This is a genomic window from Rheinheimera sp. 4Y26, from assembly GCF_025245835.1.
Taxonomy (GTDB): domain Bacteria; phylum Pseudomonadota; class Gammaproteobacteria; order Enterobacterales; family Alteromonadaceae; genus Pararheinheimera.
Genome location: NZ_JAOBWS010000004.1, coordinates 86059 through 101611 on the forward strand (window position 1 = coordinate 86059; position 15553 = coordinate 101611).

The 15553-nt window shown below is 47.7% G+C and carries 15 protein-coding genes; 13 read left to right on the top strand and 2 right to left on the bottom strand.

Annotated features, from left to right (window positions below; all coding sequences use genetic code 11):
• Nucleotides 1–160 precede the first annotated feature (160 nt).
• The 5 genes from ubiG to yfaE all read left to right on the top strand — a co-directional run bounded on the left by ubiG (nt 161) and on the right by yfaE (nt 5758).
• Nucleotides 161–871, top strand: a complete 711-nt coding sequence (gene ubiG / locus N3Z11_RS07145; RefSeq protein WP_260656643.1) for a bifunctional 2-polyprenyl-6-hydroxyphenol methylase/3-demethylubiquinol 3-O-methyltransferase UbiG — start codon at nt 161–163, stop codon at nt 869–871.
• A gap of 11 nt (nt 872–882) precedes the next feature.
• The gene (locus tag N3Z11_RS07150) at nt 883–1557 is read left to right on the top strand and encodes an HAD family hydrolase (protein ID WP_260656477.1); all 675 of its coding nucleotides are present in this window, start codon (nt 883–885) and stop codon (nt 1555–1557) included.
• Between the two features lie 451 nt (nt 1558–2008).
• Nucleotides 2009–4294, top strand: a complete 2286-nt coding sequence (gene nrdA, locus N3Z11_RS07155; RefSeq protein ID WP_260656478.1) for a class 1a ribonucleoside-diphosphate reductase subunit alpha — start codon at nt 2009–2011, stop codon at nt 4292–4294.
• A 70-nt stretch (nt 4295–4364) separates the two neighbouring features.
• Nucleotides 4365–5495: a class Ia ribonucleoside-diphosphate reductase subunit beta gene (gene nrdB / locus N3Z11_RS07160; protein WP_260656479.1), complete on the top strand. Its 1131-nt coding sequence runs from the start codon at nt 4365–4367 to the stop codon at nt 5493–5495.
• A 5-nt stretch (nt 5496–5500) separates the two neighbouring features.
• Complete coding sequence (gene yfaE, locus N3Z11_RS07165) at nt 5501–5758, top strand: class I ribonucleotide reductase maintenance protein YfaE (protein WP_260656480.1); 258 nt, start codon at nt 5501–5503, stop codon at nt 5756–5758.
• Between the two features lie 113 nt (nt 5759–5871).
• On the opposite strand, the gene N3Z11_RS07170 is transcribed toward yfaE, so the two are convergent.
• Both N3Z11_RS07170 and N3Z11_RS07175 read right to left on the bottom strand, forming a co-directional pair.
• Nucleotides 5872–6444 (bottom strand): YceI family protein, encoded by a 573-nt coding sequence (locus tag N3Z11_RS07170; protein ID WP_260656481.1) that lies wholly within the window; start codon nt 6442–6444, stop codon nt 5872–5874.
• Nucleotides 6445–6463: 19 nt separating this feature from the next.
• On the bottom strand, nt 6464–7036 hold the full coding sequence (locus tag N3Z11_RS07175) for a cytochrome b (protein WP_260656482.1): 573 nt from the start codon (nt 7034–7036) through the stop codon (nt 6464–6466).
• Between the two features lie 421 nt (nt 7037–7457).
• Here N3Z11_RS07175 and N3Z11_RS18045 point away from each other — a divergent pair, with 421 nt between their 5' ends.
• From N3Z11_RS18045 to N3Z11_RS07215, 8 genes are read left to right on the top strand one after another with little or no spacing between them, the layout of a single operon-like run.
• Nucleotides 7458–8618, top strand: a complete 1161-nt coding sequence (locus N3Z11_RS18045; protein ID WP_313771342.1) for a methyl-accepting chemotaxis protein — start codon at nt 7458–7460, stop codon at nt 8616–8618.
• Between the two features lie 12 nt (nt 8619–8630).
• Entirely contained in the window at nt 8631–8996 is a 366-nt protein-coding gene (locus N3Z11_RS07185; protein WP_260656483.1) for a response regulator, read from the top strand.
• 25 nt (nt 8997–9021) lie between these two features.
• Nucleotides 9022–9327, top strand: a complete 306-nt coding sequence (locus N3Z11_RS07190) for an STAS domain-containing protein (protein ID WP_260656484.1) — start codon at nt 9022–9024, stop codon at nt 9325–9327.
• 12 nt (nt 9328–9339) lie between these two features.
• Nucleotides 9340–11451, top strand: coding sequence for a chemotaxis protein CheA (locus N3Z11_RS07195; protein ID WP_260656485.1), 2112 nt, complete (start codon nt 9340–9342; stop codon nt 11449–11451).
• A gap of 14 nt (nt 11452–11465) precedes the next feature.
• Nucleotides 11466–11966 (top strand): chemotaxis protein CheW, encoded by a 501-nt coding sequence (locus N3Z11_RS07200; protein ID WP_260656486.1) that lies wholly within the window; start codon nt 11466–11468, stop codon nt 11964–11966.
• Nucleotides 11967–11981: 15 nt separating this feature from the next.
• Entirely contained in the window at nt 11982–13622 is a 1641-nt protein-coding gene (locus tag N3Z11_RS07205; protein ID WP_260656487.1) for a methyl-accepting chemotaxis protein, read from the top strand.
• Nucleotides 13597–14487 carry a CheR family methyltransferase gene (locus tag N3Z11_RS07210; protein ID WP_260656488.1) on the top strand — a complete coding sequence of 297 codons (891 nt, stop codon included), beginning with the start codon at nt 13597–13599 and terminating at the stop codon, nt 14485–14487. The genes N3Z11_RS07205 and N3Z11_RS07210 overlap by 26 nt, the downstream gene beginning before the upstream one ends.
• Nucleotides 14484–15548 carry a chemotaxis response regulator protein-glutamate methylesterase gene (locus N3Z11_RS07215; protein WP_260656489.1) on the top strand — a complete coding sequence of 355 codons (1065 nt, stop codon included), beginning with the start codon at nt 14484–14486 and terminating at the stop codon, nt 15546–15548. The genes N3Z11_RS07210 and N3Z11_RS07215 overlap by 4 nt, the downstream gene beginning before the upstream one ends.
• Nucleotides 15549–15553 lie beyond the last annotated feature (5 nt).

The following is a 15553-nucleotide window of genomic DNA, read 5'->3' on the forward strand; positions in this document are numbered from 1 at the left end:
CGCGCGGCGAGAACCCGGGATTCTAACACAATAGTGCCGCCTTGCCATGGTTAAGACAAGATCCAATCACAAAGCGAAGCAGTTCTGTGCATTGTATGTTGATGGCAACTCCTTATAATGACGACAAAATTTTTTCAGCAAGAGAAAGCGCTTTATGTCCATGTCATCCACGAGCAATGTTGACGCCAGTGAAATTGCCAAGTTTAACGATATCGCTTCACGCTGGTGGGACCCAACCGGCGAATTTAAGCCATTGCACCAGCTCAACCCCACCCGGTTAAGTTATATCAGCGATCAGGTGCAGGGTTTATTTGGCAAAAAAGCGGTTGATGTGGGTTGTGGCGGCGGTATTCTGGCGGAGTCTATGGCCAAGGCCGGTGCCGTGGTGACAGGTATTGATATGGCAGCTGAAGCTTTAACAGTGGCAAAATTGCATGCGCTGGAAACTGGTACTCAAGTCAGTTATCAACAAAGCACCGCTGAGGATTTTGCCAAAGCCAATCCAGAGGCGTTTGAGCTGGTAACCTGTATGGAAATGCTGGAGCATGTGCCAGAGCCTGCTTCTGTGGTACAGGCTTGTGCTGATTTAGCAGCTCCAGGCGCCACTTTGGTGTTCTCTACCTTAAATAAAAACTGGAAAGCTTATCTGTTAGCCATAGTGGCTGCGGAAAAGCTGTTAAAGCTGGTACCCGATGGAACCCATGATTTTAATAAGTTTATCCGCCCTTCACAGCTGATGCGCTGGATAGAAAATGCCGGACTTGAGCTGGTCGACGCCACAGGCTTGCATTACAACCCGCTGCAACAAAGTTTTCGCACCGGCCCAGGTGTTGATGTGAATTATTTTGTTGTTGCCCGTAAACCTGTGTAGCAGAGGCCGTGATGAGTCTGACTGAATTACGGTTGCCGCATGGGTTGTTATTTGATTTAGACGGCACTTTGGTTGATACCGCCGATGATCTGGGCGCGGCATTAAACTATGTGCTGGCGCTGCATCGCATGCCACTCTGTCGTCCTGAGCAATACAGGCCAGTTGCTTCCCATGGTGCTAAAGGTTTGTTAGAGCTTGGTTTTGGCGAGGCGCTTGGTAACTTCGACTTCTTTGAACTGCGCAGCCTGTTATTGCAGTATTACGCTGCGCATATTTGCGACCACAGCCAGTTATTTGCCGGTGGCGCTGCATTAATTCAGGCGCTGAATAAACAGCAAATCCCCTGGGGAATTGTCACTAACAAACCTTATAAACTGGCCGCCAGTATGCTGCGTCAACTGCCCGGGCTTGCCGGTTGTGGCATTTTACTCGGCGGTGACAGTCTGGGGGTGCGTAAACCGGATCCAACGCCGCTGCTGATTGCTGCTCATCAGCTCAAAGTGCCGGCGAGACAATGCTGGTATGTGGGTGATGCCGAGCGTGATATCGAAGCTGGCCGTCGTGCCGGTATGACAACTGTGCTGGCCGGTTTTGGTTATATCGGCGCTTCGGATCAGCCAGAGTTATGGCAGGCCAACCTTCGTATTGAGCAGCTCAGTGAGCTAATCAACTACCTGCCTGATTAACAGTTATCTTCATTTTTATTGCATTCAAATAACAACACAGCTGTGCCCTGAAAAGCACAGCTGTTTGCTTTTTAAACAGCGCTGTTTTAAAAAATAGCCGGTCAAATTATTTAGTGAAAATGAAAAAAAACACTTGCTTCTAACGGGGTGTTTTCAGTTACGCGGCTCTCAAGTGAGTGGTTACTAACATAATAAAAATGTGGTTAATTTTCGGCGGCGTCAAGGGGTTGCAATTGGCTTTGATCCACTCTATCTTGTGATTCGTTTAAGGAAAAACCCTATATCTAGTGCAGCAACAAATGCTGACTTCACTAGAAGCGCAGACCTGCAATCCGCGTCTTTAAAGCAGCGTATTCGCGCTGACGGCAAGACTGCTTTTTTGGGTTTTTCTATAAAGATAATGCCAAGTGCACACAACTTATAACAACAATTGAAACGGAACTCTTCAGCAATGAATCAACCACTCTTTGTTACCAAACGTGATGGCGGACGGGAACCTCTGGATCTGGATAAAATCCACCGGGTGATCACCTGGGCTGCTGAAGGTTTACAAAACGTCTCCGTCTCTCAGGTTGAATTGCGCTCGCATATTCAGTTCTACGACGGCATTAAAACCGAAGATATTCACGAAACCATTATTAAAGCGGCTGCTGATCTGATTTCCAAAGAAACTCCAGATTATCAGTATATGGCTGCACGCCTCGCAGTATTTCATCTGCGCAAAAAAGCTTATGGCCAGTTTGAACCACCAAAGCTGTATGACCATGTTGTGAAGATGGTGGAAGATAAAAGATACGATGCGCATATTCTGGCTGACTACAGCAAAGAAGAAATTGAGCAAATCGACAGCTTTATCGACCACAGCCGCGATATGAATTTCAGCTACGCAGCCGTAAAGCAGCTGGAAGGTAAATATCTGGTGCAAAACCGCGTCACCGGCGAAATTTACGAAAGCGCCCAGTTTTTATACATTCTGGTGGCGGCCTGCTTATTTGCCAATTATCCAAAAAGCACGCGTCTTGATTACATCCGCCGTTTTTATGATGCCGTTTCTTTATTTAAAATTTCGTTGCCAACGCCCATTATGTCTGGCGTGCGCACCCCAACCCGTCAGTTCAGCTCTTGTGTGCTGATTGAATGTGGTGACAGCCTGGATTCGATTAACGCCACTTCCAGCGCCATTGTGAAGTACGTGTCACAACGTGCCGGTATTGGTATTAATGCTGGCCGTATCCGTGCGCTGGGTAGCCCAATCCGCAACGGCGAAGCTTTCCATACCGGTTGTATTCCATTTTACAAACACTTCCAGACTGCCGTAAAAAGCTGCTCTCAGGGCGGTGTGCGTGGTGGTGCTGCCACTTTGTTTTATCCGCTCTGGCATTTAGAAGTTGAATCACTGCTGGTGCTGAAAAACAACCGTGGTGTGGAAGAAAACCGCGTGCGGCATTTAGATTACGGCGTGCAGTTTAACCGCCTGATGTATAGCCGTTTGATTAAAGATGACTACATCACCCTGTTCAGCCCATCTGATGTGCCTGGGTTATATGATGCTTTCTTCCAGGACCAGGATTTGTTTGAGCAGCTGTATGTCAAATACGAAGCAGACAGCAATATCCGCAAAAAACGCATTAAAGCGCTGGAACTCTTTACGCTGTTTATGCAGGAACGCGCCAGCACTGGCCGTATTTATCTGCAAAACGTTGACCACTGCAACACGCACAGCCCGTTTGATCCTGCTGTGGCGCCGGTACGTCAGAGTAACCTTTGCCTTGAAATTGCATTGCCAACCAAACCATTAAACGATGTCAACGATCCAAATGGTGAAATTGCGCTTTGTACCCTGTCGGCCTTTAACTTAGGTGCTATTGATAACCTCGACGAGCTCGAAGAGCTGGCGGAACTGGCAGTGCGCGCACTGGATAGTCTGCTGGGTTATCAGGACTACCCTATTCCGGCGGCGTTTTCAGCCTCAATGGGCCGTCGCACTTTAGGTGTTGGCGTGATTAACTACGCTTATTACCTGGCGAAAAACGGTGTGAAATACTCTGACGGTTCGGCCAATGCATTAACGCACCGCACTTTTGAAGCCATTCAGTATTATCTGATGAAAGCGTCCAACAAACTGGCGCAGGAATTTGGCCCTTGCCCGCTGTTCCATGAAACCACCTATGCCAAAGGTGTGATGCCAATTGACAGCTACAAAAAAGATTTGGACAAAGTGTGCAACGAAGCGCTGCACTATGACTGGGAGCAACTGCGTCAGGATATCGTTAAACACGGTATGCGCAACTCCACCTTGTCTGCGTTGATGCCATCTGAAACTTCGTCGCAAATTTCCAATGCCACCAATGGTATTGAACCACCCCGTGGTCATGTCAGCGTGAAGGCAAGTAAAGACGGTATCCTGAAACAAGTGGTGCCTGATTATGACAAACTCAAAGACAGTTACGAGCTGCTCTGGGATATGCCAAGCAATGATGGTTATATTGCACTGGTTGCCATTATGCAGAAGTTTATCGACCAGACCATTTCTGCCAATACCAACTACGATCCGGCCAAATTTGATGGTGGTCGCGTTCCTATGAAGTTGTTATTAAAAGATATTCTGACAGCTTATAAACTTGGTGTAAAAACGCTGTATTACCATAACACCCGTGATGGTGCATCTGACGTGCAGGAAGATATCAAAGCTGAAGCGGCTGATGACGGCTGCGCCGGCGGTGCCTGTAAAATCTAGTCAATCCGGGGCTCAATGAGCCCCGTATTCTTGCTCAAGTGCAAAACCTATAACAAGAGAATGAACACAAATGGCGTATACCACTTTTAATCGTACCAATAACGATCAAATGAAAGAACCGATGTTTTTTGGGACTTCCGTCAATGTGTCGCGCTACGATCAGCAAAAGTACGTCATTTTCGAAAAGCTGATCGAAAAACAACTGAGTTTTTTCTGGCGCCCGGAAGAAGTAGATGTCAGTAAAGACCGCATCGACTTTCAGGGGTTGCCTGATCATGAAAAACACATTTTTGTCAGCAACCTGAAATATCAGACGCTGCTGGATTCAGTGCAGGGCCGCTCACCCAATGTGGCTTTGTTGCCTATTGTGTCTTTGCCTGAGCTGGAAACCTGGATTGAAACCTGGGCTTTTAGTGAAACTATTCACAGCCGCAGCTATACCCATATCGTACGTAATATCACCAACGAACCGCATAAAATTTTTGATGATATTCTGCTCAATGAAAAAATCATTGAGCGTGCTGACGACGTTACCCGCTATTACGATGATTTAATCAACTCGGTGAATCTGTATCACCTCTGTGGTGAAGGCACACATACCGTGAACGGTGTCAGCCACAGCATCAGCCTGCGCGATTTAAAGAAAAAACTCTATCTGTGCCTGATGTCGGTGAATGTGCTGGAAGCCATTCGCTTTTACGTCAGTTTTGCCTGTAGTTTTGCGTTTGCCGAGCGCGAGCTGATGGAAGGCAATGCCAAAATCATTAAGCTGATTGCCCGTGACGAAGCACTGCATCTGACCGGTACCCAGCATATGCTGAATATTATGGCGGCCGGTGAAGATGACCCTGTGATGGGAGAAATTGCCAGAGAATGTGAGCAGGAAGCTTATGCCATTTTCCGCAAAGCAGCAGAGCAGGAAAAAGAATGGGCCGAGTTTTTATTTAAAGACGGTTCTATGATTGGTCTGAATAAAGACATTTTGTGTCAGTACGTGGAATATATTACTAATGTGCGGATGCAAACCCTCGGCATGAAACCCATTTTTGCCACCACCCAAAACCCGATCCCCTGGATCAACGCCTGGCTGGTGTCAGACAACGTACAGGTAGCGCCGCAGGAATCCGAAATCAGCTCTTATCTGGTGGGTCAGATTGACAACGAAGTCGATGGCGCTGACTTTGGCGACTTCGATCTGTAAAGCGGATGTCTATTATCGGGTTGCCAGACGGCAGTCGCCTGACTTTTGATGGCAGCTGCCCCAACCTGCTCGAAACTTTAGAGCAGCACAAATACCAGCTGAACTACCATTGTCGTGCCGGTTTTTGTGGTGCTTGCCGCTGTAAACTCATCGAAGGGCAAATCAGCTATCTGCAGGAGCCTTTGGCTTTTGTGCGTAAAGGTGAATTTTTGCCCTGCTGCAGTGTGCCTGTTGGTGACATTAAAATTGAGATCCCAGGCTAAAGGCTTTTTTCCAACTGGTTTTGACAGACAATAAAAAAGGCAAATCATTGATTTGCCTTTTTTTGGTTTAACTTCAGTTTCAGTAGTACTGATGTAAGAAGTTCTAACAAAACTTACTGACGAATACCTTCTACCACTAAATCCAGCTGCACAGTTTCTGAGGCTGGCCCTAAGATATTTTTAATGCCGTAGTCTGATAAATTGATGCTGGTTTTACCTTCAAAACCTGCACGGTAACCGCCCCACGGATCTTTACCTTCGCCGGTTTTAGCTGCCGCAATGGTAATTTCTTTGGTCACGCCATTCAGCGTAAAGTTACCGACCACATCAAAATTGGCTCCGTCTTTTGGCACCATTTTGGTGCTGACAAAACTGGCTTTAGGTTGTTTGTCCACATTCAGAAAATCGGCGCTGCGTAAGTGTTTGTCACGCTCGGCATGGTTGGAATCAACACTTTTGGTGTCAATTTCCAGCGAAATTTTTGACGCAGCCAGATTTTTATCGTCATAACTGAAGTTACCGCTGAAGGTATTAAAGCGGCCATGTAACCAGCTGTAACCTAAATGGCTGACTTTAAACTGGATAAAGGCATGTGCGCCCTGAGTATCAATCACATAGTCGGCGGCCTGAACGGCAGGCATACTCAACAGGGTGCTTATTGCGGCTGCGATCACTAACTTTTTCATAAAATCTCCTTACAGGTTGCTAATTTTTATGCCACCACATGCGTTTTAGCGTGGCGTCTTTGTCAACAAAATGATGTTTAACTGCGCCGGCAGCATGCATAGCCACCAGAGCCATCAATACGTAGGCAAACCATTTGTGCAAAGCACCGGCAATATCGGCCTGCTCTGCAAATAACTCACCCAAAGCCGGCAACTCAAACCAGCTGAACACTTCAATGCCCCGCCCGTCTGCGGTTGAAATAAGATACCCGGTCAGCACAATGCTAAACAGCAGCAGATACAACAGCATATGTACTATGGCCGCCACTTGTTGCAGCTTCATGTTTTGGCTGGCTAGAGCTTCGGGTTTACCAGTTTTAAATCGCCAGAACAGCCGCAACAGCAGCAGAGCAAAGAGCAGAATGCCAATACTTTTGTGCCAGTAAGGTGCTGTTTTGTACCAGCTGCTGTAATAGGTCAAATCAACCATCCAAAAGCCCAGGGCAAATAACGCAACAACCATCAACGCCATCAGCCAGTGCAAACTGACACTCAGATTGTTGTAGTGCAAAGTTTTTGGTTTCGTCGCGTTATTCTGTTGTTCTGTTTGCATAAATCCTCCCGCAAATAAATTTACTTGCGATAACACTAAATAAAAACCATAAAAAAACGCAGTATTCTATCGATTAATTAGAATGTTTGGCCGGAATATTCCATTCGCTTTACTGAAAAACTGTTTTGTCAGACATCAGTATGATGTTGCCGGCATTTTCGACCTTTGTCCCTGATGTAAAAACACCCAATTTGTAAGCAGAAAAAAGCCAGGATGTTTCAGATTGCAGACGACTTTAAGCTTGTTCAGCATTCTTGATAAATGTCTGGTAAATAAAAGAAAAATTGTTTTTTAGATTTTAATTAAGTTTGTCAATCAAGCTTGACGCCCTCGCAATTTGCGTCAAGTATTAATCTACATCCGTAACAGCAGGTACGCTGGTACCGCATTGATTTAATTCATAACCTTGGACTTCTGATCTGTGATTACACCATCTTTTGCAAAATATCTGACGCTTGTGCTGCAGGCATTATTACTTGTTGTCGTTGGTTTGAGTGGTCTTTCACTTGGGCTGTCAATATTGTTTGCGTTGCTGCTGCTGGCAAGTGCCGCTGTGATTTATTGGCAATGGGCAGATACAACGCCGGAGATGACGCCGTCAACTACACAGGCGCTGCAACCGGACACAAGTTATCAGCATTTTTCGGCAAACTTGTTGTCGCTGGTACATCAGCTGATGCCACTTTGGAATAAACAGTCCACTCTGGTGAAAGAGCAAACCGAAGAGGCGGTGCTGAATTTAAATCAAAGATTTCAGCAACTTTTTGACTTATTAAATGACCCGCAACAGGCACAGTCTGGCCGGCAAAATCAGGACCTGATCCTGATGATTGAACAATCGGAAAGCAAACTGCTGGAAATGACACGCCAGCTCAATGAAGCCCAGCGCAACCGGCAAATGATGCTGGAAGAAATTCAACAGCTGACCAAGGTGACCGAAGCGCTGCAAAGCATGACGGCTGAAGTCGGAGACATTGCCGCCCAAACCAACTTATTGGCGTTAAATGCGGCAATTGAAGCAGCACGAGCCGGTGAAAGTGGCCGGGGTTTTGCTGTGGTTGCCACCGAAGTGCGCGCCCTGTCCAACCGCTCCGGCGAAGCGGGCCGGCGTATTCGCGAGCGGGTGGCTGATGTGACCAAGGCGCTGACCAAAGTGGTGCAGGACTCAGAAAGTCTGGTGGAAACCGAGCAGCAGGCTATCAGTCAGACTGAACAAACTATTCATGGGGTGATCACCGACTACGAACAAGCTGTGCGTGTCATCACCGACAATAACGACAGGCTTGAGCAACAGTCACGCCATGTTCAGCAGCAACTGTCTGATGTCATTGTTAATTTGCAGTTCCAGGACAGAGTCAGTCAGATCCTGAGCCATGTTATGTCGGATATGGACAAGCTGCGACAAAAGTGTACAGAAATGCTCAGTGATATACAGCAAGATAACCAGCCACAGCTGATTTCCACCGAGCAATGGTTAACAGAGCTGGAAAAAACCTACACCACGCTTGAGCAAGCCAGTGTGCATCGCGGCGGACAGAATAATAAAAATAAACAGCAGGACGATGAAATTACTTTCTTTTAATTGGGGATTTGTATGAAAACCATTTTAATAGTGGATGACTCCATCAGTATTCGTCAGGTGGTCGGCTTGACCTTAAGAGCAAATGGTTATGAGGTGATTGAAGCCTGTGACGGCAAAGATGCGTTGGCTAAACTGACTGGCCAGAAAATTAATCTAATCATTTCCGACGTGAATATGCCCAATATGGACGGCATTACGATGCTCAAGGAAATTAAACAACTCCCCGCTTACCGTTTTACCCCGGTGATTATGCTCACGACAGAAGGCTCAGAGCAGAAAAAAGAAGAAGGCAAAGCCGCTGGTGCCAAAGCCTGGGTAGTGAAACCGTTTAAACCGGAACAAATGTTACTTGCCGTCCAAAAATTGATCCTCGCCTGATAATTGCGCACAGAAGGACCTATGCATGCCGGTACAACTGAGTCATAAAGCTGATTTTCTGGTGGCAGAATTGCCTGCCGAACTCACCATATTTAACGTGCGTGAGGTGCATCAGGCACTGACCCCTTTCTGGCAAAGCGACAGCCTGAAACTGATTCTCGATGTGGCCAACCTCGAAGAGCTGGATTCGGCCGGTGTGCAGTTACTGCTGTGGTTGCTGTCAAAAATAGCCGCCCCCGCCCAGTGTATTGTCTCGGGTAGCGACAATGAAGTGTTTTCAAGGGTCAGTACTTTGTATGGCCTGCACTGGCCACAACATTTTGAACAATAAAGGAAGGCTCTGATGGATCTGACGCAGGCAAGATTATTGTTCATTGAAGAAGCCAACAGTCTATTGGCGGTGATGGAAAGCTGTTTGCTGGAAATCGAAAGTGGTGATGCCGAAGTTGCCGAGCATATTGATGCCATTTTCCGTGCCGCTCACACCATCAAAGGCTCGGCCGGCATGTTTGGTTTTGACCCTGTGGTGGTTTTTACCCACAACGTTGAAAGTGTGCTGGACAAAGTCCGCAGCAATGAGCTGGAAATGGACGCGGCGCTGATTAATCTGATGCTGGATTGTCAGGATCATATGGCAGCGATGATCCGACAGCTTGAAGATGAAACCGTCAGTATCGATTTGCAGCAAGGTGCTGCACTGATTGAGCAACTGCATCAGTATATTCAGCCACAAACCGAAAAGGCCGAGCCGGTCAAAGCCATGATTCATAATAGTCCGGCCTACTGGCAACTTGATATTCAATACGGTGACGATGTATTTCGTGACGGTATGGACCCTCTGTCGCAGCTGAACTTTCTGCAAACATTGGGCAGCATTGAAAACGTCACAGCGCTTTGGGCTTTTCCCGACAACTTTGACCCCGAATCCTGTTATCTGCACCTGAAGCTTGATTTTGCCTCAGAAGCCAGTAAACAACAGATTGAAGATGTATTTGAGTTTGTGCAGGACAGCAGCACAGTTGTGATCACGGCACCGCAGCAAATAGAGCAGTCGCTGCAGAATATTCCTCCTTCCGATGAAAAACTCGGCACCTTGCTGGTGAGTGTTGGCGCAGTTACCGAACGTGAATTGCAAAGTGCGTTGCAGGTGCAACAACAACTTCAGCAGCAAAGCCAGAAAGTACAGGCGCTGGGAGAAGTGTTGGTTGGTCAGGGCGCGGTATCGGCCGATGCTGTGGCGATGGCGCTGGATAAACAAAAAGCCACTGAGCACAAAAGACCGCCTGATTTTCAGTTTTTAAAAGTAGAAGCACGAAAGCTGGATGAACTGATCAACCTGGTTGGTGAGCTGGTGACAGCAGGCGCCAGTATCGACAGTCTGTTGCAGCAAATTGAACACGAGCCGCTGCAGGAAGCTTTTGGTGTGTTAACCGGCCTGCTTGAGCAAATTCGCGATGGTGCATTGGGCCTTCGCATGGTGCAGGTTGGCGAGTCTTTCAGTAGATTGCGCCGCATAGTAAGGGATGTTTCCAAAGAACTTGGCAAAGAAATCGAACTGGTTGTGTCCGGAGCCGACACTGAACTGGATAAAACCATGGTGGAAAAACTGTCGGATCCGCTGATGCATATAGTGCGAAACGCTGTTGATCATGGGATCGAAAGCAAAGAAATGCGGCTTTATAAAGGCAAGCCGGCCCAGGGCCAGTTAAAGCTGTCGGCCTGCCATGAGTCAGGCTCAGTCGTCATTGAAATCAGCGACGATGGTGCCGGGCTCAATATCGAAAGGATCCGGCAAAAAGCTATCGAAAAAGGCATTATTTCCGCCGACAGAGAGCTTGGCAAAGAAGAAATATTTAAGCTGATTTTTGCGCCTGGTTTTTCCACCGCCTCAGCGGTCACTAACTTGTCCGGCCGCGGCGTGGGCATGGATGTGGTGAAACGGAATATTGAAGAGTTGCGGGGGCAAATTCAGATTGATTCCATTCCTGACAAAGGCACCACTTTTAAAATCCGTCTGCCACTCACCCTTGCCATTATCGACGGATTCCTGGTGCGCATTGGCGACACCCATCTGGTGCTGCCGCTCAATATGGTACAGGAATGTATCGAGTTTGCAGATCTGCACGAAAACGAGCGCAACTATCTGGACCTGCGCGGTGAAGTCTTGCCTTTTATCAAACTTAAGCAGCTGTTTAACCTGAAATCCGACGCCAAAGCCAAAGAAAATATCGTGGTGGTGCAATATGGCAATCACAAAGCCGGTCTGGTGGTGGACCAACTGCAGGGTGAGTTGCAGGCCGTGATCAAGCCACTGAGCAGTATGTTTAAATCACTCAAAGGGATCGGGGGCTACACTATTCTCGGTTCCGGTAATGTTGGTTTTATTCTGGATATTCCGCAACTGGTGCAGTTTGCCAGTACTGCTGAGAATACCGCCTGTCATCCCATGTCTTAGCCCGGAGAGCACCAATGGATGAAAGTTTCGCTAAGGATCCACTGAGTCACCAGCATTTTCTGACCTTTGTGCTCAGGGATGAATGTTTTGGCATCAGTATCAGTGCGGTGAAAGAAATTATTGAATACGACAATGTCACCCCTATTCCGCTGATGCCCGAGTTTGTCAAAGGTGTGCTGAATCTGCGCGGTGAAGTGGTGCCTGTGATTGATTTGTCGGTGCGTTTTAATAAAGCGCCAACCGAAATTCAGAAACGCACCTGTATTGTCATTCTGGAAATCCCGTTTGAAGAACAAACCGTCACTATTGGCGCTGTGGTCGACAGTGTCAGTGAAGTGATGGAAATAAATATGGAAACGATAGAACCGGCCCCTACTTTTGGCGCCCGCATTCGTGCCCAGTTTATCCTTGGTGTTGTCAATACCGGAGACCAGTTTGTCATCTTGCTGCGCGGTGAGCGGGTGTTATCGGTCGAAGAAATGACTGCAGTAATTGAAAACGTTGTCGAAAAATAACCAACAGAGGTTTCCATGTTTAAAAAAATGAAAGTAGCAACCCGGATGGCTACCCTGGCCTCTTCGATGATTATCTTAATTCTGATTGTTGGGGTGCTTGGTATTTTTACTGCCCGTGATTCCAATACTGCCATGTCCAGTGTTTATAACGACCGTGTGGTACCACTGAAAGACTTAAAACTGATTGCAGATATGTATGCGGTTAATATTGTCGATACCGCACATAAAGTGCGTAACAAAGGCATGGATTGGGCACAGGGACTGGCCAATATCGAACAGGCCGACAAAATTATTCACGACACCTGGGCTGCTTATCTGGCCACTGAGATGGTTGCAGAAGAAACAGCTGTTGTGAACGAGATTAAAGATTTGCTGAAAGTGGCGGACAGCTCCACTGTGGAGCTGAAAGATATTTTGCGCAAACAAGACGCTGCAGCTTTGGATAGCTTTGTGCTCAGTAAATTGTATCCAAGTATAGAACCAGTGTCTGACCGCTTTGCCAAGCTGGTTGATGTGCAGTTAAAAGTGGCCGGTAGCGCCTACAACGATTCAACTGCCGCCTATGAACGCTCGTTTATTATTAATCTGGCTTGTATTGTGTTTAGTCTGGTACTGAGTATTGTGCTGGGTATTTTAATTACCCGCAGTCTGGTCACCCAACTGGGTGGTGAGCCGGCTTATGCTGAAGACATTATCAGTAAAGTGGCGGCCGGTGATTTGTCGGTTGAAGTGGAGCTCAAAGCTGGTGACAGCAGTAGTATGCTGGCGGCTATTGCCTCTATGGTGAAAAACCTGAGTAATATTATTCAGGAAGTGCGCTCTGCCGCTGACACTCTGTCGTCAGCTTCTGAACAAATGAATGCAACGGCCCAGTCGCTGAGTCAGTCGTCATCTGAGCAGGCGGCCAGTGTGGAAGAAACCAGTGCATCAATGGAAGAGATGTCGGCATCCATCGCCCAGAATACGGAAAACTCAAAAATTACCGAAGGTATTGCCAGCAAAAGTGCACAGGATGCGATTGATGGTGGCAAGGCGGTTCGGGAAACTGTGCTGGCGATGCGGCAAATTGCCCAGAAAATCAGCATTATTGACGATATTGCTTATCAGACCAACTTGCTGGCACTGAACGCCGCTATTGAAGCGGGCCGCGCCGGTGAGCATGGCCGTGGTTTTGCTGTGGTTGCGGCTGAAGTGCGTAAGCTGGCTGGTCGTAGTCAGACCGCAGCCAAAGAAATTGGCGAAATGGCCGGCAGTTCCGTCAGCATGGCCGAACAGGCAGGTACCTTACTGGAACAGATTGTGCCTTCTATTCAGCGCACTTCAGAGCTGGTGCAGGAAATTGCCGCCGCAAGTTCAGAACAATCTTCAGGTGCTCATGAAATTAACAGTGCCATTAGTCAGATAAGCCAGGCAACCCAGCAAAATGCGGCGGCCAGTGAAGAGTTATCCTCCACTTCTGAAGAGCTGACCACTCAGGCGATGCAATTGCAGCAGATGATGGAGTTCTTTACGCTGCAACAGCATAACGTGAGCCGCAGCCAGCATCCGGTGCATAACAGAGCGCAGCAAAGACCGGTGAAAGCAGCGCCTGTCTCAGCTCGTTCCGCTAAGCGCCATAACGAGGCCTCTGATGATTTTGAATACGAAAAATTCTGAGGTTATCCGCAAATCACAACAAGGCCCTGAACTCAGCGAAGCTGAGTTCAACGGCTTTCGAGACTGGTTATATCATCATACCGGCATTCATTTAAGTCCGATTAAAAAAGGCATGATCACCGGGCGTCTGCAAAAACGTTTGTATGCATTAAAACTCGGCAATTACAGCCAGTACCTGAAGCTGTTAAAAGATCCGGAACAATCGGCTGAAAAACAGTTGGCGCTGAACCTGCTCACCACCAATGAAACTTATTTTTTCCGTGAAGATAAACACTTTAGTTTCTTGCAGAATTTTGTGCGGCAACAAGGCTCGCGGCAAAATTTTCAGGTATGGAGTGCTGCGTCTTCATCCGGCGAAGAAGCATATAGTATTGCCATGCTGCTGGCCGACACCTTGGGGCTGCAATGCAACTGGCAAATTCTCGGCACCGATATTAATACAGCTGTGTTAAACACAGCCCGGCGGGCGGTATACCCAATTGCTGACACTGCAAAAATTCCCCCGGCATATTTGCAGCGGTATTGCCAAAAAGGTGTGGGCAAAGACCATGGCTGGTTCAGAATTGGTCAGGAACTACGGCAAAGGGTCAGTTTTGAGCAGGCTAACCTGTTTAAGCTGCCGCCCGGGCTCGCCAAATTTGATGTTATTTTTCTGCGTAACGTGCTGATTTATTTTGAATTAGAAGATAAAAAAATCATTGTCAAAAACATTTTGCGTCAGCTCAAACCTGGTGGTTTGTTACTGGTTGGCCACTCAGAAAGTATTCATGGCTACGATGATGCCTTAGAACAGTTACAGGCCAGTTGTTATCGTTATCAGCCAAAACATCTGCTCAACGCCAGCTTTGAGGCCAATACCCTATGAGTAAACGTCGCATCAAAGTACTGATTGTGGATGACTCCGCGCTGGTAAGGCAGGTGTTAACCCAGTTGCTGGACGGTATCGCCGATATTGAAGTCATTGCCGCGGCGCCGGATCCCATTTTTGCCATGGCAAAAATGAATAAAGAATGGCCTGATGTGATCACGCTGGATGTTGAAATGCCGCGCATGGACGGCATCACCTTCTTAAAACAAATTATGAGCACCAGGCCAACGCCTGTGTTGATTTGTTCTTCGTTAACTGAAAAAGGCGCCGCTACCACCCTGCAGGCGCTGCAGGCCGGTGCTGCCGGTATTTTCACTAAACCCCAACTCGGCGTGAAAGATTTTCTGCACGCCAGCAAACAACAATTTGCTGATGCGATTCGCGAAGCCGCCAAAGCCAATTTAAAAAACCTGCATGCGCTGCCAACGGCAAAACAGCACATCGCGATAACACCAGAGAATCCGCCTTTGGCCGCTATGGCCAAAACCACCGAAAAAGTAATTGCTATTGGTACTTCAACCGGCGGTACTCTGGCGCTTGAGTTTGTGTTGTCACAACTGAATCCAGTCAGTGAAGGCATAGTGATAGTGCAGCATATGCCGGAAAAATTTACCGCTGCTTTTGCTGAGCGGCTAAACAGCATTTGTGATATCGAAGTGCGCGAAGCCCGGCATGGTGATCGCATCAGACCTGGCCTTGCGTTGATTGCACCAGGTGGTCAACATTTAAGTATTACCAGAAATGGCGCTTATTATCAGGCCGTGGTGAAACCTGGTCCTGCGGTGAACCGGCACTGCCCTTCGGTCGATGTATTATTTCGCTCTGTGGCCAAAGTGGCCGGCGCCAATGCCATCGGTATTATTATGACTGGTATGGGCGATGATGGCGCCCGCGGTTTATTGGAGATGCAACAGGCCGGCGCCCGAACCTATGCCCAGGATGAAGCCAGTTGTGTGGTGTTTGGCATGCCCAAAGAAGCCATTAAACGTGGTGCAGCTGATCAGATCGTTCCGCTGTCACAGGTGCCCGGCATCATCATGAAATACAGTAGTAGCTGAGGAAA

Excerpts from the sequence above, each read along its gene's own strand:
- N3Z11_RS07150 (WP_260656477.1), top strand. The coding sequence starts at position 883 with ATGAGTCTGACTGAATTACGGTTGCCGCATGGGTTGTTATTTGATTTA.
- N3Z11_RS07210 (WP_260656488.1), top strand. The coding sequence starts at position 13,597 with ATGATTTTGAATACGAAAAATTCTGAGGTTATCCGCAAATCACAACAA.
- yfaE (WP_260656480.1), top strand. The coding sequence starts at position 5,501 with ATGTCTATTATCGGGTTGCCAGACGGCAGTCGCCTGACTTTTGATGGC.
- N3Z11_RS07175 (WP_260656482.1), bottom strand. The coding sequence starts at position 7,036 with ATGCAAACAGAACAACAGAATAACGCGACGAAACCAAAAACTTTGCAC.
- N3Z11_RS07195 (WP_260656485.1), top strand. The coding sequence starts at position 9,340 with ATGGATCTGACGCAGGCAAGATTATTGTTCATTGAAGAAGCCAACAGT.
- nrdB (WP_260656479.1), top strand. The coding sequence starts at position 4,365 with ATGGCGTATACCACTTTTAATCGTACCAATAACGATCAAATGAAAGAA.
- N3Z11_RS07205 (WP_260656487.1), top strand. The coding sequence starts at position 11,982 with ATGTTTAAAAAAATGAAAGTAGCAACCCGGATGGCTACCCTGGCCTCT.
- N3Z11_RS07185 (WP_260656483.1), top strand. The coding sequence starts at position 8,631 with ATGAAAACCATTTTAATAGTGGATGACTCCATCAGTATTCGTCAGGTG.
- nrdA (WP_260656478.1), top strand. The coding sequence starts at position 2,009 with ATGAATCAACCACTCTTTGTTACCAAACGTGATGGCGGACGGGAACCT.
- N3Z11_RS07200 (WP_260656486.1), top strand. The coding sequence starts at position 11,466 with ATGGATGAAAGTTTCGCTAAGGATCCACTGAGTCACCAGCATTTTCTG.
- ubiG (WP_260656643.1), top strand. The coding sequence starts at position 161 with ATGTCATCCACGAGCAATGTTGACGCCAGTGAAATTGCCAAGTTTAAC.
- N3Z11_RS07215 (WP_260656489.1), top strand. The coding sequence starts at position 14,484 with ATGAGTAAACGTCGCATCAAAGTACTGATTGTGGATGACTCCGCGCTG.
- N3Z11_RS07170 (WP_260656481.1), bottom strand. The coding sequence starts at position 6,444 with ATGAAAAAGTTAGTGATCGCAGCCGCAATAAGCACCCTGTTGAGTATG.
- N3Z11_RS07190 (WP_260656484.1), top strand. The coding sequence starts at position 9,022 with ATGCCGGTACAACTGAGTCATAAAGCTGATTTTCTGGTGGCAGAATTG.